A 20,280-nucleotide genomic window follows, 5' to 3' on the forward strand; every position below is an offset into this window, starting at 1 on the left:
CCCCAAAAAAAACCGAAACCTTCAACACTCCACAAAAAAACCCCACTCTCGCGGGGCCGCCCATCCTCTCAAAAACAAAAAACCACACCAACCTCACTACCGCCTACGCACATACCTCCCCATTATCTCATCCATTGTCCCGTCCGCCCTCATCTCCTTGAGAACCTCATTAAACCGGGAAAGAATACCCACAAACGACGATCCCTTGCCAATCAGCAAATGAAACGGCGTGGGGTCCAGAGAGACGCCCACTTCCACTAGCTTGCCGTCCAGCCCGGCCTCCTCGACCAAGGGCCAGACCGCCCCCGCCCATTCAATGATGATATCCCCCCGGTGGTTGGCCAACATCATCCATACGCTCTTGAGCTTGGGCGCATCATAGGTCTTGATGCCGCGCGAACGTATATTCTTGTCATTCCAACCGTTGCCCTGGTAGGTGATCACAGTCAGACCAGCCTTGTGGATGTCGTCGATGGACTTGATGGACTTGATGAGTTCAAGCTTCGGATGGGCGGCATAGGTGAAGATGTCATGCCCTTTCATATAGATCGGGTCCGGGTGAGTGACGGCATAGCGCAATCGCTCGGGCGTGGGTACCGTGACCAAGGCATCGGCTTCGCCAGCCTTCACACGCGCCTGGGCACGGCTCCATGGATAGGATTCCCAACAGGCTTCGACACCTATCCTGCCCAGGGCTTCAGTTACCATTTCATAAGCAAATCCGGTCATATGGCCGTCGGTTCCCCGGGTGTAGAACGGCCAAAAATCATGATACTCAATACAAAGCACAGGTTCGGCAGCCGCAGTGGGCGGATAGAACAGGCACCCCACCAGACAGAACATGAGAAAGAGGTGGGGTGCGCCCTTCAGTAACGTTTTACCAAAGGGGTATGGTTCGATAATCATTCATATTTTACAGCATTATTCTGACAAATAGTCAACCGGTGGACAGGCATACCGGGACAAGGACCGAATCATTGCCCTGCATTCAACCAAAAACAGAAAGGCCGCCCTGGCAGGCGGCCTTTCGTATCAACTCTGAGTGAGATGAGGTTATTCCTCTTTCTTGTTGGCAATGCCCCTTCTGAGCAGTGAACTAATCTTGCCCCCCGCACCCTGAATGGCCGTGTACAGGGCCGGGACAATGAGCACGCCGAAGATGGTGGCCGCGAGCATGCCGCCGAAGACCGAGGTCCCCAGCGCGTGGCGACTGGAAGAGCCTGCGCCCTGGGCGGTGACCAGCGGGATGACGCCGAGAATAAAGGCGAACGAGGTCATCAGGATAGGCCGGAACCGCAGGGATGCCGCAGCCTTGGCCGCGTCCATGATGGCCATGCCGCCGTCGTGCTTGTCCTTGGCGAACTCCACGATCAGAATGGCGTTCTTGGCGGCCAGACCGATGAGCATGACCAGCCCGACCTGAGCATAGACGTTGTTGTCCAGTCCCCGGATCCACTGGGCTGACATGGCCCCGAAGATGCCGAGCGGCACGCACAGGATGACCGCGAACGGCGTGGTCCAACTCTCGTACTGGGCGGCCAGCACCAGGAAGACCATGACAATGGCCAGGGCGAACACCAGCCCGGTGTCGCCGCCGGAATACTTCTCCTGATAGGCAATGGCGGTCCAGTCGAACCCATACCCCGCAGGCAGGATCTGCTCGGCGACCTCTTCCATGGCGTCCATGGTCTGGCCCGAACTGTATCCGGCCGGAGTGGCCGCGTTGACCTCGACCGTGCGGAACACATTGTACCGCTGCACGTACTCCGGACCGCCAATGCGCTTGGACGTGGAGAGCGTGGACAGCGGGACCATCTGGCCGTCGCTGGAGCGCATATAGAACTGGTTCAGGTCCTCAAGCTTCGTCCTGAACTGGGATTCGGCCTGGGCCATGACCCGGTAGGTACGACCATACTTGTTGAAGTCGTTGATATAATAGCCGCCGAGGTAGGTCTGAAGCGTCTTGAAAACATCCGTGACCGGCACGCCGAGCTTCTTGACCTTGTCGCGGTCGATTTCCACAAAATACTGCGGAACTTCGTTGCTGAACGTGGTGAACAGGCTGGTGATCTCGGGCCGTTTGCCTGCTTCGACCATATACTGCTGGGTGATGGAGGCAAGATCCGCCACGGAACCGCCGGAACGGTCCTGCAACTCGAACTGGACGCCGCCCGTGGAGCTCAACCCCGGAATGGGCGGCGGACCGAAGCACATGACAATGGCCTCCTGGATACCCCAGAACGCCTTTTGCGCATTGCCCATGATCGCCTTGAGCGAAAGCTCGGGAGTCGTCCGCGTGTCCCAGTCATCCAGAATCACGAACACGGCTGAAGTGTAGGAGGAATACGCGCCGGTCAGCAGGTTGAACCCGCCGAGCACCACGTAGCTCTGCACACCGGGGGCATCCTTGAGATATGCCTCGACCTTGGACATGACCGCGTTGGATCGTTCCAGCGATGATGCCTCCGGCAGCGAGGCATTGATGATGAAATACCCCTGGTCCTCATCCGGCACAAAGCTGGACGGCAGGATCGAGAAAAGCCCGCCGCAACCCACGATGAGCACCAGGACCACCAGCACGCCCATGAAGGCGCGTTTGACGATGGCACCCACAGCGGCATTGTACCGCTTGGAAACCCAGTCGAATACCATGTTGAACTTGTCGAAGAACCAGCCGAGCGGACCGCCGATGGGCTTGTAGGGCCGCAACAGCAGCGCCGACAGGGCCGGGGACAGGGTCAGGGCGTTGATACTCGAGATAGCCACGGACACGGACAGGGTCAGGGCGAACTGCTTGTACAGCTGGCCCGTGATGCCGCCCATGAAGGCCACGGGAATGAAGACCGCGATCAACACCAGCGTACTGGCAATAACCGGGCCGGTGACCTCGGACATGGCCTTTTTGGTGGCTTCCTTCGGCGACATGCCCTCTTCGTCGATGTTGCGCTGCGTGGCCTCGACCACGACAATGGCATCATCGACAACAATACCGATGGCGAGCACCAGTCCGAACAGGGTCAGGGTGTTGATGGAAAAGCCGAGCAACGGGAACAGGGCAAAGGTTCCGATGAGCGAGACCGGCACGCAGACCATGGGGATGATGGTGGTACGCCAGTTCTGCAAGAAGATGAAAACAACCAGGAACACCAGGATCAGGGCCTCGTACAGGGTGACCATGACCTCATCAATGGACGAGGTCACGAACCGGGTGGTGTCGTAGGGGATTGAATAGCTAATGCCTTCCGGGAACCGCTTGGACAGTTCCGCCATGGTCGCCTTGACCTGTTTGGCCACGTCCAGGGCGTTGGACCCCGGCAACTGGTAGATGAGCAGGGAGGCGTTGGCTTGCCCGTTCTGCCGGGAAAATGTGAAGTAGTTCTTGGCGCCCAGCTCCACTCTGGCCACGTCACGGATGCGGACAGTGCTTCCGTCGGCCTCGGCCTTGAGGATGATGTTGCCGAACTCATCCGGCTCGACCAGGCGTCCCTTGACGCGCAGGGTCATCTGGAACTGCTGGTCCGCAGGGGTGGGAGGCAGACCGATCTGCCCGGCCGGGGCCTGGGTGTTCTGCTCCTCCACGGCATTGATGACATCCGAAACGGTCAGGCCGTAGGAGGTCAGGCGGTCCGGGTTGAGCCACAGGCGCATGCCGTAGTCGAGGTCGCCGAACATGTTGACGTCGCCGACACCTTCGATGCGCTTGAGGGCATCGTAGATATTGATCTTGCCGTAGTTGTTCAGGAAAAGCGTGTCATATTCCGGGTTATCCGAAGCCAGGGAAACGATGACCACGAACTCCGGAGACTGCTTGCGCACGCTGATACCGGTGTTGCGGACCTCCTGGGGGAGCTGGGGCGAAGCCAGATTGACGCGGTTCTGCACGTCCACGGTGGCCAGCTCAAGGTCACGGCCCAGCTCAAAGGTCACGGTCAGGGCCATGGACCCGTCGTTGGCCGAGATGGACTTCATGTACATCATATCCTGGGCGCCGTTGACCTGCTCCTCGATGGGCGCAGCCACGGACTGCTCCACCGTGGCCGCGTCGGCACCGGTATAGGTGGCCTTGACACTGACCGAAGGCGGCGAAATCTGCGGATATTGTGCGATGGGTAGGGCGAACACCGAAAGGATACCCACCATCAGGATGATGATGGAGACCACCGATGCGAAAATGGGCCGATCAATGAAAAAACGGACGAACATGCTCTACTCCGCCTTGGTTGTCGCGTCACCGGAGGCGGGCGCAGCGGAGGATGATTCCGCTGACGCGGGTTGGCTCTGATCAGAGCTCATGGGGACCACGATGGGCTTGATCTGCATGCCCGGCTTGACCCTCCGGGCGCCGTCCACGATGACCATGTCCCCGACGTTCAACCCTTCCGTGACCATCACGAATTCACCCTGTTCCGAACCGAGCTTCACCGGCTGGCTCTTGATTATGCCATCCTCGCCCACCACGTAGAGGGACTTCATGCCCTGCGTGTCGATGACGCCCTTGACGGGAACCACGATGGCATCCTTGACATTGCTCAGAAGCACTCGGACCTTGGCGTACTGACCTGGCTTGAGCAGGTCGTCAGGATTGGGGAAGAGCACGCGAATGCCCAGTGTGCCGGTCTGCGGATCGATGGTCGGGTCCACCATGTCGAACTTGCCGGGCTGGTCATATTCGCTCCCATCGGACAGAATCAGCTTGATCAAACGGTCTGTCTGAGCTGCCTTGTCGCGCACGGCCCGAATATAGTCGCTTTCGCTGACGCTGAAGCTGACGTAGATCGGGTCCTGAGTGGAGATGGTAGCCAGCAACGTGTTTTCGCCCTGGCCTACCAGGTTGCCCACGTCCACCTGCACCCGGCCGATGGTGCCGTTGATGGGGGAATAGATCTTGGTATATCCAAGCTGGATTTTGGCATTCTCCACCTTGGCCCGGTTGTCGGAAATCTGGGCCTTGTAGGTGGACACCTGTGTCTGGTAACCCTCATATTCGTCCCGGCTGACAACGCCTTCGTCATAGAGCTTCTTGAAGCGCTCAAAGTCCTTCAGGGCTTTTTCATACAGGGCCTGATTGTACTCAAGCCCGGACTGTGCCTGCTTCAGGTCCTCTTGAAAGGGCTTGGGATCGATCACAAAAAGCAGATCGCCCTTGGTGACATGGCGCCCCTCTTCAAATTTGCGCTCGACCAGAAAACCACCCACCCGGGCGCGGACTTCCACGGTCTCATGGGCGCTGATCTGGCCCACGAATTCGCCCCATAAGGGCATATCGCGAGCTTCTGCCTTGACCACCTTCATGGGTACTGGCCCTTGCTGAGCCGCTTGGTCCGCTTTCTTGTCGTCACCGGAACACCCGGCAAGCATCAACGAAACGGACAGAATCAGACACAGAGCGGTAACAGATCGCAGAGCAGGGTTCACCATGGCAAAAACCTTGACTTGAGTTGAGTTAAGACAAAAAAAGTCCTTCATCTGAAAATAATCATGAACTTTAGCCACAAAAGAAAATTCTGTATACATGGTTATAGACACAAAAACCACATATTTCAAACATAAAGGCCTTGCAACATCAGGCAAACCGCTGTCCATATATTGACTCCGGGCAAAGCAGCCCGTACTTATCTGGCAGTGACAATCGCATCAATCCGCACGGAGAAGAAAATGGCTGACAACACCTGCAAAGGGAATCCCATGAAAGGCATTCCCCTTGGAATCAACTTCACCACCTTTATCTATTCCCTGTCTTCGTCGGCAATGGTCGCCCTCGGCGAGGCCGCAGACCCGGGCACAGGCAAGGTGGAATTCCATCCGCAACTGGCCAAGCACACCATTGACGTGCTCGGCATGCTCAAGGAAAAGTTCGACAACGGCCTGGAACCGGACGAAAAGAAATTGCTTTGCGACATCGTATACAACCTGCGCATGTCCTACGTAAACAAAAACAAATAATCAGGAACACCAATGTCTCATATCATCAAGGCTGGGCTGGTGGGCGTCACCGGCTATACCGGCATGGAACTGGCCCGGCTCATGGTCCACCATTCCTCCATGGAACTGGTGCGCGTCACTTCCAGATCCGAAGCGGGCAAACGCCTTGCCGACATCTATCCCTTCCTGAACCGGCTGCCCCTGGGCAACCTGGTCATTACCCAGCCCGACCCGGCGGACCTGGCCGAAGAATGCGACGTGGTCTTCCTGGCCGTGCCGCACAAGACCGCCATGGAAATCGCCGCCGCCCTGCTCGAACAGGGAGTCAAAGTAGTGGACCTGTCCGCAGATTTCCGCATCAACGACAAGGCCACCTATGAAGAATGGTACGGCGTGGTGCATTCCCGTTCCGAACTTCTCACCGAGGCCGTCTACGGCCTGCCCGAACTGTATCTCGATCAAATCATGGGCGCACGACTCATCGCCAACCCCGGCTGCTACCCCACCGCCTCGATCCTCGGCCTTGCCCCGGCCCTGGCTGAAGGCCTCATCGAGACCGGGAACATCGTCATCGACGCAAAATCCGGCGCTTCCGGGGCAGGACGCAGCGCCAAGGTCGGTACGCTCTTTTGCGAAGTGCATGACTCATTCCGCGCGTACAGCCTGCCCGCCCATCGGCACACGCCCGAAATCGAGCAGGAGATTTCCAAGCTGGCCGGGAGCAACATCACCCTCTCCTTCAACACCCATCTGCTGCCCATCGACCGGGGCATCCTGGCCACCATCTATACCAAACTGACCTCAAATATGTCCCTGGCCGACATCCATGCGGCCTACACGAAATTCTATGAGGAAAAACCCCTGGTACGCGTGCTGCCCATGGGCCAATTACCCGAGACCAGATACGTGCGCGGCACGGTTTTCTGCGACATCGGACTGGTGGTCGATCCCCGGACAAACCGCCTGATCATCCTGTCGGCCATCGACAATCTCTGCCGAGGCGCATCCGGCCAGGCTCTCATGAACGCCAACCTGATCTGCGGCCTGGACATAGACGAGGGGCTGCCCATGGCACCCATGATGCCCTGACCATCGTTGCAAAGAAGTTACTCCATCAAGGCCGTTTTCGTGACGGCCTTTTCTTTTCCTGGATATTGCTTATATTCAAAAGACGACCATATCCCGACGAACCTTTTAATTCGGAGGATATCCATATGGATTTCGACAATATTCTTGAAAGACGACGGGCTATCAATTTCTTCGACCCCGACCGCGACGTGCCCGAGAACCTGCTCAGAACCGTGCTGGAGGATGCTGCCAAGGCCCCGTCCAGTTTCAATCTCCAGCCGTGGAAGGTAAAAGTCCTGCGCGATCCCCAACGCAAGGCAGCCCTCCGGGCCGTGGCCTTTGACCAGCCCAAGGTGACCGAAGCCCCGGTGGTGCTCATCCTGCTCGCCGACCGCGACGGCTGGAAGGAAGGCAACCCGACCCTGGAAGCGCACTTTGCCAACAACCTTGCCCCGGAACAGCGCGACTGGTTCATCAGCACCACCAAGGCGCTCTACGGCGGCAGTGCCGAGTCCAGTCAGGCGTTCGCCAACAAGAACGCCGGACTGTTCGCCATGTCGCTCATGTATGCGGCCAGCCACCAGGGCCTGGACACCCATCCCATGGACGGCTTCGACCATGAGGCGGTCCGCAAGGAATTCGCCATCCCGGACAACTACTGGATCCCCATGCTCATCGCCGTGGGCTACCGCAAGGCCGACCTTGAGCTGCACCCCAAGGCATGGCGGCAATCCGTTGAGGAGATGATTCTGGAGTAGGAATGCCTCCGGCGGCCAGAGGGGAAACTTTTGAAAAAGTTTCCCCTCTGGACTCCCCTTCAAAGCTTTTTGGTCCCGCTTCGCGGGGTGGGTATATTGACAAGGCCCCCGACTCAAAACGAATCGGGGGCTTTGTCAATGCTCTCGCGCACCCTCGCCGAAGGCACGCCAAAAAGTTTCGGAAAAGGAGGGGATGGGGGTCCGGGTGAAGGGGAGGAAAAAGCCTTTTCAAAGGGTTTTCCCTCCCCTTCACCCGGCCACCGGAGGCATTCCCCTACCCCAATTTCAAACCGTTGGGGACGGGTTTGTCGGGCACGGCCAGGACCACGCCGTCCTCCCGGTAGAACCCGGTGACCAGGCACTCGGACTTCATGGGACCGATCTGCTTGGGCGGAAAATTGACCACAGCCACCACCTGCTTGCCCACCAATTCATCGAGTTGGTACAGCGTGGTGATCTGCGCGCTGGACTTGCGCGTGCCGATCTCCTCGCCAAAATCCACCACCAATTTATACGCCGGAATCCGGGCCTCGGGAAAGGGTTCGGCCTTCAGGATGGTGCCTACCCGCAACTCCACCTTCTCAAAGTCATTCCAATCTATGGTTTCCATGATGCAATCTCCTTTGCTTTCCGTATGCATCCAAAGTGTTACCACTAAAACTCCACACTCGAAAGGGGGCCCAAAGGCCCCCTTTCGAGGTGTTGGAAATGGAGTGTGACGAAACTATTTTCGCACGGCGTAAGCCGAACTTTTTCTGACCAGAGCGATCAGGGCGACCGCGCCGAGCACCATCACCAGACCGAGATGCACCCATTCGATGGTCACGATGACCGCCGGGTCCAGGGTCACATCCGGCAGATTGCGATAGACGCGCAATCCGCCGGAAATCACCAGTCCGCCGACCACAGCCACACGCAACGCACCCAACCGGGTCAAGACCAGCGTATCCTTCCAGGCGCGCAGCCAGTTGACCACGGTCAGACCGACCACGAACAGAAGCAGGGCCGCCAGGAGATAATGGATCTTGTGCACCATGTAAAAATCACCGGTCCAGGCCATACCCGGAACCTCGGTCAGGTAATACCGCTTGGCCAGGGGCATCTGCATGAAGCCGGTAAATGCCAGGGCCGCCACGGAAAAGATGAACAACCTGGAAATCCAGGCAGGATAAGGTCTAGCTCTCATGGCTGCCCTCCTCTCCGTTCTTCAGAAGCTTTGCGCCGAGACCGAGAACACCTGCCACCACCCCCGCCACCGGGGCCAGCAGCGTGGCCGTGGCCAGATTGGTCTCGTCGGCCATGACATCCTTGACCGGTCCCATGTGCGGCTTGCCGGGACCGAGACCCTTGGCCTTGCCGCCGGCCACTTTACCCCTCCCGCCGCGCGGACCGTCCTTGTCGATAGCCTTGTCGATGAGGTCGAAAGGCACGGGCGAAACATATACGGTATTGGTGCCGCCGTTCTCCTCCAGCCCATAGATGAACCCATCCATCCCTGCCGCAAGTTCCCTGGCCCTGGCCACGATCTCACCGCGCGGTCCGATGGTCTGCACGTCCTCGGGACAGGCGGCGATGCACGCCGGCAGTTCTCCCTTTTCCAGAAGCCGGTAGCAGCGGTCACACTTGAACATCACCCCATTGCCTGCAAAACGGGGCATGATGTTCAGATACAGGCCCACTCCGGATTGACGCTGAGGGACACTCCAGGGGCAGACGGTACGGCACTTGGCCCCGCCCATGCACAACGAATCGCTGATCCGGGTAAGGCCGTTCACCTGTTTATTGGCCGCGCCAAATGGACACATGTTGGCACACGGCGGATTCTGGCAATGCATACACCGGCGAGGAATGTTGATGTCGTAGACCTCGCCTTGATACTCCACTTCGGCGTTTTGCAGGAACAGCCAATTGTAGGGAGTCAGGCGATCCTCGACGTCACGCTTGTCGGACCAATCCTCGGGCTTGGCCCGTTTGGACGGCGACATGGCGGGAAAAGATTTCACGGGTTCAGGAAATTTGTGCGCATTGGACTCACGGCAGGCACTGACGCATTCACCGCACCCGATACACCTGGACAGATCCAGCAGTGTGGCCAATTCATTATCGGAAGGCTGCGGGACACGACCCTTTCCAGCCGCAACCGCTCCTGAGGGAGTCAGCAGTCCGACACCGCCCGTGCCAAGCGCCTTCAAAAAGCCCCGCCGACTGACCTTGCCGGGCTGATCATTATTCTTTGACATGGGTTTTTCAGACCTCACCTTGGTTAAACATTCCAACGGGACATCCGCCCCGACAGACAGGCCAATATACCCTATAGGGGTATGTTTGCAAAAGTCAACCCGTACGACTATTGTGGTTCATGAAATGATAGATTATATCCCGAACCTGCACCAATAGAATCAGTCATTCCCATCAAGTAGATGCAATAATTACATTTTTTTACAAAGCCTTTTTAAGCCATTTGACACGCAGGGCTATTTTATATATTTTATTTTTTTAAATATTGAGTCCGCACTTCAACAGGACGTTTCTGTCGCAGGAATCGGCCCGATTTCCAAAGGCCGACCAGAACCAGGCCAACCAACCGAATTTCCTTCAGCGCCCGACAACGCCCGGGGGACTGGACCAATGACTTTTACGAGGTAATGCAATGCTCAAAGACAAGAATAGCGCCACCGAAAAAACCGCCACACTCACCATTGACGGCAAGAGCTACGAACTGCCCATCATCATCGGCACCGAAAAAGAACAGGCCATCGACATCTCCAGACTGCGCACAGAAACAGGCTGCATCACCTATGATCCAGGCTATGCGAACACCGGTTCCTGTCTGAGCGAAGTAACTTTCGTAGATGGAGAGAACGGCATCCTGCGCTACCGCGGTTACCCCATCGAGGAACTGGCCGCGAACGGCACCTTCATCGAAACCGCATACCTGCTGATCTTCGGCAACCTGCCCACCCGAGCCGAACGTCAGGAATTCCGGGATCTGCTCAGCGAACAGGAGCTGCTGCATGAAGACCTGCGGCATCACTTCGAGGGTTTCCCGTCCAATGGACACCCCATGGCCATCCTGTCTGCGGTCATCAACTCTCTGGGGTGCTATCATCCGGACCTGCTGGAAATCACGACGGAAGAGGAGTTCCTCCGGGCCGCCGCCAAAATCATCTCCAAGGTGCGCACCATCGCGGCCTGGTCTTATCGCAAGGCCCAGGGGCTGCCGTTCATGTACCCGGACCCCAACCTGTCCTATTGCCGCAATTTCCTGCACATGATGCACTCCATACCGAACAAACCGTTTGATCCCACGGATGCCGAGGTTCGCGCACTGACCCTCTTCTTCCTGCTCCACGCCGACCACGAACAAAACTGCTCCACCTCCACTGTGCGCATGGTTCAAAGCACGGAAGCCAACCTGTTCGCCTCGGTCTCGGCCGGCATCTGCGCCCTGTGGGGGCGTTTGCATGGGGGCGCCAACGCGGGCGTGATCCAGATGCTCAACCAGATCCACGACGGCGAATCGTCCATTCCCGAGTACCTTGAACGCGTCAAGAAAAAGGAAGTCCGGCTCATGGGTTTCGGCCACCGCATTTACAAGAGCTTTGACCCGCGTGCCAAGATACTGCGCCAAGCCGCCCACGACATGCTTGAATCCACCGGCTACGACGACCCGCTGCTCGACATCGCCCTGGAGTTGGCCGAAGTGGCCTTGAACGACGACTACTTCACCGAACGCAAGCTCTACCCCAACGTGGACTTCTACTCCGGCATCATCCTGCGGGCGCTCGGCATCCCGGTGAACATGTTCCCGGTGATGTTCGCCATAGGCCGCATGCCGGGCTGGATCGCCCACTGGAACGAGGCCAACACCGACGGCGTCACCAGAATCCACCGACCGCGTCAGATTTACACGGGCTGCGAGCCTCGGGTGTACATCCCGCTGGACTCCCGGATCTAGTTGCATACCAACACCCCGAACAGGCCTCGGCCCAAAAGCCGAGGCCTCTTCTTGTCGCTGAAGCCGCCGGCATACAACGACCAGGCAGTACAAGGAAAAACATGCAGGCACACTTCCAGGCTCACGGCATCTTCAGTTGGAATGAACTGATCACCACCGACCTGCTTTCGGCCAAGGATTTTTACGGAAAGTTGTTCGGCTGGTCTTTCGTGGAATCGACCACAATTTACGGCAATACCTACCTGACGGCTTTCAAGGGCGAGACCCTGGTCGGCGGCATGATGCTCAAAAATGGCAATGTTGATGGCAACGTGGCCCCGTGCTGGGATCCGTATGTCACGGTTGACGACGTTGATGCGTCAGCCGCCCAGGTCAAGGAGCTCGGTGGCACAGTGGTGCTTCCCCCCACAGAAATTCCGAACGTTGGCCGTTTCTGCGTTATCCTGGACCCGCAGGGCATCTCCCTGAATCTCATAACCTACACCAACGCCTCCGGTGAATAGTAAACGCGAAAACACGATCCATCCCAGGCCCGCTCAATTGCCCCGAGCATGGGCACTTTACCTTGAACTCGAGTCCGTGTAGAGATCAGATGAGACACATCGTCATGAACACCCCCCGGACACTACAGAACATCGCTTGCATGGCATCCGACGCCCCCAAGGCGCAGGAAGCTTTCGCGCTTCTGTCAAAACGCTATTCCTTTGTTCCCATCGACGAAGCCGATGCCCTGGTCGTCCTCGGCGGCGACGGGTTCATGCTTCAGGCCGTGCACACGTTCATGGATTCCGGAATTCCCTTCTACGGCATGAACCGGGGAACCATCGGATTCCTGCTCAACCAGTTCGGTCCGGAGAATCTCCTGGAGCGGCTGAACGCGGCCCGCGGCCACACCCTCAACCCCCTGAAGATGACCGTCACGACCATGGACGGACAGTCAACCTCGGCCCTGGCCTTCAACGAAGTGGCCTTGCACCGCTACTCCCAACAATCAGCCAACATCCGGGTGCGCATCAACGGGAAGATCCAGCTCGAAAACCTGGTCTGTGACGGAGTCATGGTCGCCACCCCGGCAGGCTCCACGGCCTACAACCATTCCGCGCGAGGACCGATCATCCCGCTGGGGGCCAATGTCCTTGCCCTGACCCCGGTCTGCCCCTTTCGCCCCAGGCGGTGGAACGGCGCGCTCCTGCCGCACACGGCAATCGTTGAATTCGATATTCTGGACGGACAGCATCGTGCGGTGAACGCATCGGCCGACTCCTTTGAAGTCCGCGACGTGGCCCGTGTCCGCGTGATCGAGGACCAATCCAGCCAAGCCAGCATCCTCTTCGATCCCGATCTCTCGCTGGAAGAACGCATCTTCAACGAGCAATTCGCATTATAGCCACAGGGTGCTGGCATCGGCAGATTGTACATCCGGGGCAATACTGTATACTATGTACCCGATCAAACGATTTTCACATTCCGGCCCCTCTAAAACATTCAATGGCCGGAATTCACATCATACACCGTAGGAAGACATGAAAAACGAAGACCTGAATCCCGAAAACGGGACCGAAACTCCCCAGGCTGACCACGATCCGGCAGCCATAACCTTTGACGAATTGCCCGAGAAAATGCGCATGGCGTGCGAGCGCGCCGGATGGGACGGACTCATGCCGGTACAGCAAAAAGCCATGCCTTTCCTCCTGCGAGGACAGGACGTCATGGTCCAGGCCCGGACAGGCTCCGGCAAGACCGGCGCCTTTGTGCTGCCCTTGATCGAAAAACTCAATTCCGCCAGCCCCAAATGCCAGGCGCTGGTCATGGTGCCGACCAGAGAACTAGCCAAGCAGGTGGCCCAGGAGGCAACCATGCTGGCGGGCGACAAGGCCCTGAAGGTCGTGTCCGTTTACGGCGGCGTGGGCTACAAGGAACAGCTCGACGCCTTCCGCGACGGTGCGCAGCTCGTGGTCGGCACCCCCGGCCGCATCCTCGACCATCTCATGCGCCGCAACCTCGTACTCGACGACCTCAAGGTACTCATCTTCGACGAGGCGGACCGGATGCTCTCCGTGGGCTTCTATCCCGACATGGTGGAAGTGAAGCGGTATATGCCGCCCAAGCTCGCAGGTTCCTTCATGTTCTCGGCCACCTTCCCGCCAAGCGTCCTGCGGCTGGCCGAAGAGTTCATGTACCAACCCGAATTCCTGAGCCTGTCTTCGGATGAAGAAAATGTCTCGGCCATCGCCCACCAATTCGTGGAAGTCCCGGCCATGGGCAAGGAACGCAAGCTCATCAAGCTCATCGAGCTGGAAAACCCGGCCTCGGCCATCATTTTTTCCAACACCAAGCGCAACGTGGAATTCACGGCGGCCCTGCTCTCCCAGTTCGGCTTCGATGCCGAAGGGCTGACCTCGGACCTGACCCAGAACAAGCGCGAACAGCTCATGACCCGCATCAAGGAAGGCAAATTGCGTTTCCTGGTGGCCACGGACGTGGCCGCACGCGGCATCGACATCCAGGATCTTTCCCACGTCTTCATGATGGAGCCGCCCGAAGACCCGGAATCATACGTGCACCGAGCAGGACGCACGGGCCGGGCCGGAGCCACAGGCACGGCCATTACCCTGGTGGACGTCATCCAGCGCATGGAATTGGAGCGCATTGCCACCCGCTTCAAAATCACCTTCGAGGAGATCAAGGATCCCACCGAAGATGATGTGACCACCATCATCGAGGAGCGGCTGACCGCCATTCTGGAAAAGAAATTCCGCAAATTGACCAATATCCAGAGAGAACGGGTGGCCCGTTTCCTGCCCCTGGCCAAGAAATACGGCGAAGATGAAGAAGCCCTGGCCCTGATCGCCATGCTCCTGGACGAATTGTACCAGCCCACGCTGCACGGCAAACCGGCCGAACCGGCCTCCAGTCAGAGCGTCCCGCAAAATTCCAGGTCCAACCGGGAACGCAGCGCCAAAGGGCCGCAGAGCCGGGAACGCAGACCCGAACCGCGCGAACGTGCGGAGGAGAAACGTAAGCCCCGCTCCGAACGGGAGGAACGTCCTGTTGCCCCCCGTGAGCAGGAGCAAAAGCCCAAACCCAAAAAACGTCCCGCAAGGGAGCAGGCCAGCGAAATCCGGCCCGAACGGGAAGAGCGGCCTGTGAGCGACGCCCCGCGCGAACCCAGACCCAGAAGGGATGAACGGCCTGAGAGTGACCTGCCGCGTGAAGCTGCCCCCAGGCAGACCGGTGACGGTGACGACGCCAAGGCCACGATCAAGCGGCGCAGAAGGCGGAGACGGAGAAAGCCCTCCGGCAGCTAGGCCGTGCCCGGAAAGACACTGATTCTCGGCCTGGCAGCAGGCTATCATTACAATGACGTTCGCCCGTTTCTCGCCTCCCTTGACCGGGCGGCGTATACGGGCGATCTCGTCTTGTTCGTCTCCGAAACCACACGGGACCTGGACAGGATGGGCCGACACCCGGCGGCTATCATTCCCATTGAGCGCACATCCGGCATGGAAAACCTACCTTACAACGGATTGCGCTATTTCCTCTACAGGGAATGGCTGACCTCGTGCGGTCAGACCTATGACCGCATCCTGCTCACAGACGTCCGCGACGTGATCTTCCAATACGACCCCTTTGCCCACGCCTGGCCGGACGGCGTCAACTGCACCCTGGAGGACCGGATCGTGACCGTGGGCACCTGCCCCTTCAACGCCCATTGGGTGCGCGAACACCTGGGGCGCAACGCCCTGGCCGAAGTTGCGGACAGACCCGTATCCTGCTCCGGCACCACCGTGGCCGACCACGGCTCCATGCTGACATACCTGCGCCTGATGACGGATCGGCTGACGCCGCCAACCTTGGGCGAACGCATGGCCGGATACGACCAGGGCGTCCACAACCATCTCCTCCACACCGGACAAATCCCGAACCTCACCCTGCACGACAACACCGGTCCCATCCTCACCCTGGCCCAGACCAGGGAGGAGCCTATTGTCGATGCACAGGGCTATGTTCTGAATGACGCAGGAAAACGGCCGCACATGGTGCACCAGTACGACCGCAAACCGGGACTGTTCCAACACCTTCGCGGCCGGTTCGCTGCCTGATCAAAGGCTTCTAGCCCCCGACACCGGACAGGCAGGCCGAAACGTCCCTCCACTTGAGATTGCGGATGGAGGAATAGGCTTCAATCCCCTGGAGCAGGGCATCGATCCGGGAACGGGAGTCATGGTCCAGCAAATCGAAGAGCGGCTGCGGGCAATCTATGATACGGAGCAGACTCGTCTTGATGGCCGAGTCCCAGCTATCGCCATGGACATCAATATCGTCGAGACGCAGGTGTTCGCGACACCCCTCGCAGCGACAATGGATTTCATAGGGGTCCTGAATGTTGAGCAACCCGTATTCCGTGGTGATTTCCTCACCGGCCTCGATATCCCGGACCGCGATTTCCAGATTGTAGTCCGTCATCATGGTGTTGCTGCGGCAACTGTGGTTCATGTAGCGGGCATGATCCCAGCTCAGGACAAGATTACCGCATTTATCATGGTAGAGGTAGGTTTCCATGGACTCCCGAATGGGATCGGGCAGCCGCAGGAATTCATCGCGGGTCAGGCAGGTGTCGAATTTGTCCCGAACAACGACGATGGTTCCCCTGGGGATGGGCCGGGTCGCAAAAACGCCGACGCCGATGGTCGGCTGACAGGTCAGAACCTTGGTATGCGGGTGAATCACGATGCAGTTCTCCGTCAGTAAAGATAGCGTATCTGATGCCTTTCGGCTTCGATGCGGTTGTAAATGGATCGCATGATGCGTTCATACAGTTCGTCGCCAAGGACAAGATCCTCGATGCCGTCGTCCACGTTGGGATTGTCATTGACCTCGATCACGTAGGCCTTGCCGTTGATCTCCTTCAGGTCAACTCCGTAGAAGCCGTTTCCTATGAGGGACGATGCCTGGACAGCGGCCTTGAGAACATGGGGCGGAATCTGATTCACGGAAACGGTTTCAGACCGGCCGCTGAATCCCTCGTCTGACTCCTGTGTCTGCCAGTTGTAAATCTGCCAATGGTTGTTGGCCATGTAGTACTTGCAACCGAACAGAGGCGAATTGTCGAGCAGCCCGATCCGCCAGTCGTACTCAGAAGTAAGGAACTCCTGGGCGATGACCAGATCCGTCTTGGTGAACATCTCCGACAACTTGCCCTGCAACTCCTCGACGGAAGCCACACGAAACACGCCCAGGGAAAAGGAACTCTCCGGCAGTTTCAAAACCAGGGGGAACGGGAGTGAACGCAGGAATTGCGGCGTGCAGGATTTTTGCGTCAGGAGCCAGCCCCGAGGCTGGCAAACCCCGGCGTTGGCAAGCCGTTCCTGAAGATACACCTTGTTGGAACAGAGCATGATCGACCACGGGTCATCCACCACCACAAGCCCTTCGGTATAGGCATGGCGGGCAATGGCGTAAGTGTGATTTTCAATGGCCGTGGTCTCGCGGATGAAGAGGGCGTCGAACTCGCAGATACGCCTGTGGTCGGCCTTGGTAATGAACTCCACGAAGAAGCCGACACGCTCTGCGGCCTTGCGAAACTTTTCCAGCGCCAGAGGGCAGGAAGGCGGCGTCCTTTCGGTCCCGTTGACCAAGATGGCCAGGTCGTACTGGTACTGCTTGAGCCTGGGCCTGTTGTACCGTTTCTTCAGGCAGTACCCGGACAAGGCTTCCTGCAACAGCTCCGGGAAACGATCCGACACCTGCTTCAGATGCAGCACCTTGATCTTTTTCAACTTCCACCCGCCCTGCCTTTCCATGGTGATGGTAAAGAACGGGATGGAAAAAAGGGAAAACAGCTTCTTGGCCAGTTCCGCATACTCAGAATCATTTGTCTTCCCGAGGAGGATGGTCAATTCCAGGACCGACCCCTGGGCGGCCAATCGCTTGGGATGAATGGCGTCCTTGATCTCGTCCAGGAGGCTCTGGGCCACGGCGGGCGTTGTGGCGTCCTTCACGGTCATGACCGACGGGGTCACGCGGTGGTTGCGTGCCGAGGCCAGCAGAGAAACGTAATACCCCAGGGAATGGGTCTTGTAGGAGTTGCAGAGGTTGAGGATGTGGAACCTGTGCGAATTGGAATAATCGGTGTCGGAAAGGTAGTCCGTGGCCGAGCAGAACTGGATGCCTGGAGCACAGGCTTTCAAACGGCCGGGATCATCGGCCACTATGACGATGCTCTCGGCAATGCCCTCCCTGTTGGCCAGTCCCAGAACCATCCTGACGGCGGGCTCGCCCGGACCGTAGTAATCCGGCAGGGTGCGCACCGCCTCGAAACCGAGCTTGCGGTACCAGTTGATGAGCTTGATGTTACTTGCGTCAGCTTCCAGAGAGACCCGTTCATAGCCGTGGCTGGCGGCAAAGCTCAGGATATGATGGACCAGGGCCTCACCCAACCCGAGCAACCGGTGCTCCCGGAGAATCGCAAGGGAATAGATGCGCAGGGAACACTTGTATTGGAACACGATCGCCGTACCAGCGGAGGTCGGCTTCTTCCGCTTTTCCTTCCGTTCGATGACCAATGCCATTTGGCTGGAACTGGTGATGCTCCGGCGCAAGCTTATCTTGGAACTCTGCCGATTCTCGCTGAACCCCGTCAATTCGCATTCTTCGAATAGAGGAAGATCCGCAAGCGTTGCCGTTCTTACGGTTGAGGAAGGAAATGAAACCGCCGGCGTCTCACAATCAAGGCTCATGACATGGCCTCCCGAAGGATGTAATCAATCTCCCATGCTGTACGGAGTACCGCTGGTGATGGACATGAATATACACTGATAAAGATCTGGTAAACAGAAAAAGATGGCATACTGAAAAAATATCAACCGACACAAAACCAACTGGAATTACGAACTGTTTTTCAATCATCTTTCCGCAGAATCTCTGTGGGCAAGCGAGGCGACAAACCCCAGTGGAGTCAGGGTCGCGGGTTTTACCCTGTAATACGCTCCGAGCTGGGCGATCTGGCAAGGCAGCAAACCGCATTTTTCCATCAGCACATGTTCCTCGAAGAGTTCGGCAACATTCCCGTCGAAGCGCATTTTTCCGGTTTCCAGGCAAAGGGCACGGGAACAGTTCTCCGCCACAAAATCCATGTCGTGACTGATGACCACGACCGCCTTTCCCCGCCGTCTCAGGTCCTGCAACGCCGCCGCCAGCATGCCCGTTTCGCGGGAGTCCAGCCCGGCCGTGGGCTCGTCGAGCATCAACAGGCCGGTATCCATGGCCACGACCGAGGCCAAGGCCAACCGCTTGCGTTCACTGTACCCCAGATCATAGGGGTTTCTTCCTCCATGGGAGGCGAGCCCAAAAAGGGACAGGGATTCCTCGACAAGGTCGCCTATCCGCTCCGCCGGATAGCCTAGATTCTTCGGGCCAAAGGCCACTTCGTCCCATACCTTGCGCTTGCATGTCTGATCGTCGGGGTTCTGGAACAGGAGAGCAATCTTTCTGGCCAGTCCTGCAACAGTACAGGAACTCGTCGGCACCCCGTCCACCAGCACCTCCCCCGAAGAAGGCAGCAGCAACCCGTTGAAGAGCCTGGCCAGGGTACTCTTGCCCGAGCCATTGTGCCCCACAAGGGCGACCTGTTCACCGGCATCAATGCACAGGGAAACGCCCTTCAGGGCCGTGACCCCTTCCGGGTAGGTGTAGGTGACGTCTTTCACTTCGATCAGCACAACGCCCTCACTTGACCTTCAAACCGTTTACGATCTGGGAAAAGGTGGTGGCCAAGGGCTGTCCGCATTGCCACATCCCCTGCGCCTCGGCGAATCCGGCCACTTTGGTGAATCGGTTCCAATCCAGCCCGACTTCCGGCAACAAGGGGTGGCAGAGGATTTCCGCCGGGGGACCGTCCAGCACGAGCCGGCCTCCGTCCAGAAGGCAAACGCGGTCGGCGTACCGGGCAATCCATTCCAGGCGGTGCTCGGCGATGACCACGGTTGTTCCGTCTTCCCGCAGATCGTGCAGTGTCTCGAAGACCTGCCGTGTCCCCTGCGGATCGAGAAAGGTTGTGGGTTCGTCCAGGACAAGGACCGATGGTCCGCACGCCATGACCGAGGCCAGGGCCACCTTCTGCTGCTGCCCGCCGGAGAGATGCAGGGGCGATCTGTCAGCCAGGTCCGCCACACCGGCCAAGACCAGGGCCGCTTCCACGCGTTCACGCATACCCTCCCTGGCGACCCCTCTGTTCTCCAGCCCGAAGGCGACTTCCTCGAACACGGTAAACCGTACACCGGAAAACTGGCTGGTCGGCGTCTGCATGACCAATCCCACATCAAGCGCGATGTCGGCGACGCACAGCTCCCGGCTGTCCACGCCGCGAATGGCAACCCGTCCCTCCATCCGGCCGTTGTACAGGTGCGGAATGACCCCGGTCAGGGCATGGCACAGGGTGGTTTTTCCGGCATTGTTCAAGCCGATGACGGCAACAAATTCACCCGCCTCGATGTGCAGGGACAAGTCGCGCAGTGCAGGCTCTCCGGTTGCAGGATAAGAATAGGTGAGATTCTCGATTTCAAGCAGCGCCAT

General features: G+C 58.3%; 18 protein-coding genes. 8 read left to right on the forward strand and 10 right to left on the reverse strand.

Features of this window, described 5'->3' with window-relative positions; genetic code table 11:
- Positions 1–96: 96 nt before the first annotated feature.
- From DWB63_RS01980 to DWB63_RS01990, 3 genes are all read right to left on the reverse strand, one after another.
- Entirely contained in the window at positions 97–906 is an 810-nt protein-coding gene (locus tag DWB63_RS01980) for a transporter substrate-binding domain-containing protein (protein ID WP_241648544.1), read from the reverse strand.
- Between the two features lie 147 nt (positions 907–1,053).
- A complete protein-coding gene (locus DWB63_RS01985; RefSeq protein ID WP_128327134.1) occupies positions 1,054–4,203 on the reverse strand; it encodes a multidrug efflux RND transporter permease subunit in 3,150 nt (1,049 codons plus the stop codon).
- Between the two features lie 3 nt (positions 4,204–4,206).
- Entirely contained in the window at positions 4,207–5,418 is a 1,212-nt protein-coding gene (locus DWB63_RS01990) for an efflux RND transporter periplasmic adaptor subunit (RefSeq protein ID WP_128327135.1), read from the reverse strand.
- Positions 5,419–5,655: 237 nt separating this feature from the next.
- Here DWB63_RS01990 and DWB63_RS01995 point away from each other — a divergent pair, with 237 nt between their 5' ends.
- The 3 genes from DWB63_RS01995 (at position 5,656) to DWB63_RS02005 (ending at position 7,748) form a co-directional block, all read left to right on the forward strand.
- A complete protein-coding gene (locus DWB63_RS01995) occupies positions 5,656–5,943 on the forward strand; it encodes a DUF1844 domain-containing protein (RefSeq protein WP_128327136.1) in 288 nt (95 codons plus the stop codon).
- Positions 5,944–5,955: 12 nt separating this feature from the next.
- Positions 5,956–7,011, forward strand: coding sequence for an N-acetyl-gamma-glutamyl-phosphate reductase (gene argC / locus DWB63_RS02000; protein ID WP_128327137.1), 1,056 nt, complete (start codon positions 5,956–5,958; stop codon positions 7,009–7,011).
- 125 nt (positions 7,012–7,136) lie between these two features.
- Positions 7,137–7,748 carry a nitroreductase family protein gene (locus DWB63_RS02005; RefSeq protein ID WP_128327138.1) on the forward strand — a complete coding sequence of 204 codons (612 nt, stop codon included), beginning with the start codon at positions 7,137–7,139 and terminating at the stop codon, positions 7,746–7,748.
- Positions 7,749–8,022: 274 nt separating this feature from the next.
- Here DWB63_RS02005 and DWB63_RS02010 read toward each other — a convergent pair whose 3' ends face one another.
- From DWB63_RS02010 to DWB63_RS02020, 3 genes are all read right to left on the reverse strand, one after another.
- Positions 8,023–8,358, reverse strand: a complete 336-nt coding sequence (locus tag DWB63_RS02010; RefSeq protein WP_128327139.1) for a tRNA-binding protein — start codon at positions 8,356–8,358, stop codon at positions 8,023–8,025.
- A gap of 114 nt (positions 8,359–8,472) precedes the next feature.
- Positions 8,473–8,934, reverse strand: coding sequence for a 4Fe-4S ferredoxin (locus tag DWB63_RS02015; RefSeq protein ID WP_128327140.1), 462 nt, complete (start codon positions 8,932–8,934; stop codon positions 8,473–8,475).
- The gene (locus tag DWB63_RS02020; protein WP_128327141.1) at positions 8,924–9,988 is read right to left on the reverse strand and encodes a 4Fe-4S dicluster domain-containing protein; all 1,065 of its coding nucleotides are present in this window, start codon (positions 9,986–9,988) and stop codon (positions 8,924–8,926) included. Before DWB63_RS02020 ends, DWB63_RS02015 begins: the two co-directional genes overlap by 11 nt.
- Before the next feature lie 410 nt (positions 9,989–10,398).
- Between DWB63_RS02020 and DWB63_RS02025 the strand changes: the two genes are divergently transcribed.
- From DWB63_RS02025 to DWB63_RS02045, 5 genes are all read left to right on the forward strand, one after another.
- The gene (locus tag DWB63_RS02025) at positions 10,399–11,706 is read left to right on the forward strand and encodes a citrate synthase (protein WP_128327142.1); all 1,308 of its coding nucleotides are present in this window, start codon (positions 10,399–10,401) and stop codon (positions 11,704–11,706) included.
- A 101-nt stretch (positions 11,707–11,807) separates the two neighbouring features.
- Positions 11,808–12,209, forward strand: a complete 402-nt coding sequence (locus DWB63_RS02030) for a VOC family protein (RefSeq protein ID WP_128327143.1) — start codon at positions 11,808–11,810, stop codon at positions 12,207–12,209.
- A gap of 104 nt (positions 12,210–12,313) precedes the next feature.
- A complete protein-coding gene (locus tag DWB63_RS02035) occupies positions 12,314–13,093 on the forward strand; it encodes an NAD kinase (RefSeq protein WP_128327443.1) in 780 nt (259 codons plus the stop codon).
- Between the two features lie 136 nt (positions 13,094–13,229).
- Positions 13,230–15,014, forward strand: a complete 1,785-nt coding sequence (locus tag DWB63_RS02040) for a DEAD/DEAH box helicase (RefSeq protein ID WP_128327144.1) — start codon at positions 13,230–13,232, stop codon at positions 15,012–15,014.
- A gap of 3 nt (positions 15,015–15,017) precedes the next feature.
- Positions 15,018–15,809, forward strand: a complete 792-nt coding sequence (locus tag DWB63_RS02045; RefSeq protein WP_128327145.1) for a hypothetical protein — start codon at positions 15,018–15,020, stop codon at positions 15,807–15,809.
- Positions 15,810–15,819: 10 nt separating this feature from the next.
- On the opposite strand, the gene DWB63_RS02050 is transcribed toward DWB63_RS02045, so the two are convergent.
- The 4 genes from DWB63_RS02050 to DWB63_RS02065 all read right to left on the reverse strand — a co-directional run bounded on the left by DWB63_RS02050 (position 15,820) and on the right by DWB63_RS02065 (position 20,280).
- Complete coding sequence (locus DWB63_RS02050; protein WP_128327146.1) at positions 15,820–16,437, reverse strand: SET domain-containing protein; 618 nt, start codon at positions 16,435–16,437, stop codon at positions 15,820–15,822.
- A 14-nt stretch (positions 16,438–16,451) separates the two neighbouring features.
- On the reverse strand, positions 16,452–18,446 hold the full coding sequence (locus tag DWB63_RS02055) for a GNAT family N-acetyltransferase (RefSeq protein WP_128327147.1): 1,995 nt from the start codon (positions 18,444–18,446) through the stop codon (positions 16,452–16,454).
- Positions 18,447–18,611: 165 nt separating this feature from the next.
- Complete coding sequence (locus DWB63_RS02060) at positions 18,612–19,427, reverse strand: ABC transporter ATP-binding protein (RefSeq protein WP_128327148.1); 816 nt, start codon at positions 19,425–19,427, stop codon at positions 18,612–18,614.
- Between the two features lie 7 nt (positions 19,428–19,434).
- A complete protein-coding gene (locus tag DWB63_RS02065) occupies positions 19,435–20,280 on the reverse strand; it encodes an ABC transporter ATP-binding protein (RefSeq protein WP_128327149.1) in 846 nt (281 codons plus the stop codon).

The sequence above is a fragment of the Pseudodesulfovibrio sp. S3 genome, from assembly GCF_004025585.1.
In the GTDB taxonomy this organism is placed as follows: Bacteria; Desulfobacterota; Desulfovibrionia; order Desulfovibrionales; family Desulfovibrionaceae; genus Pseudodesulfovibrio.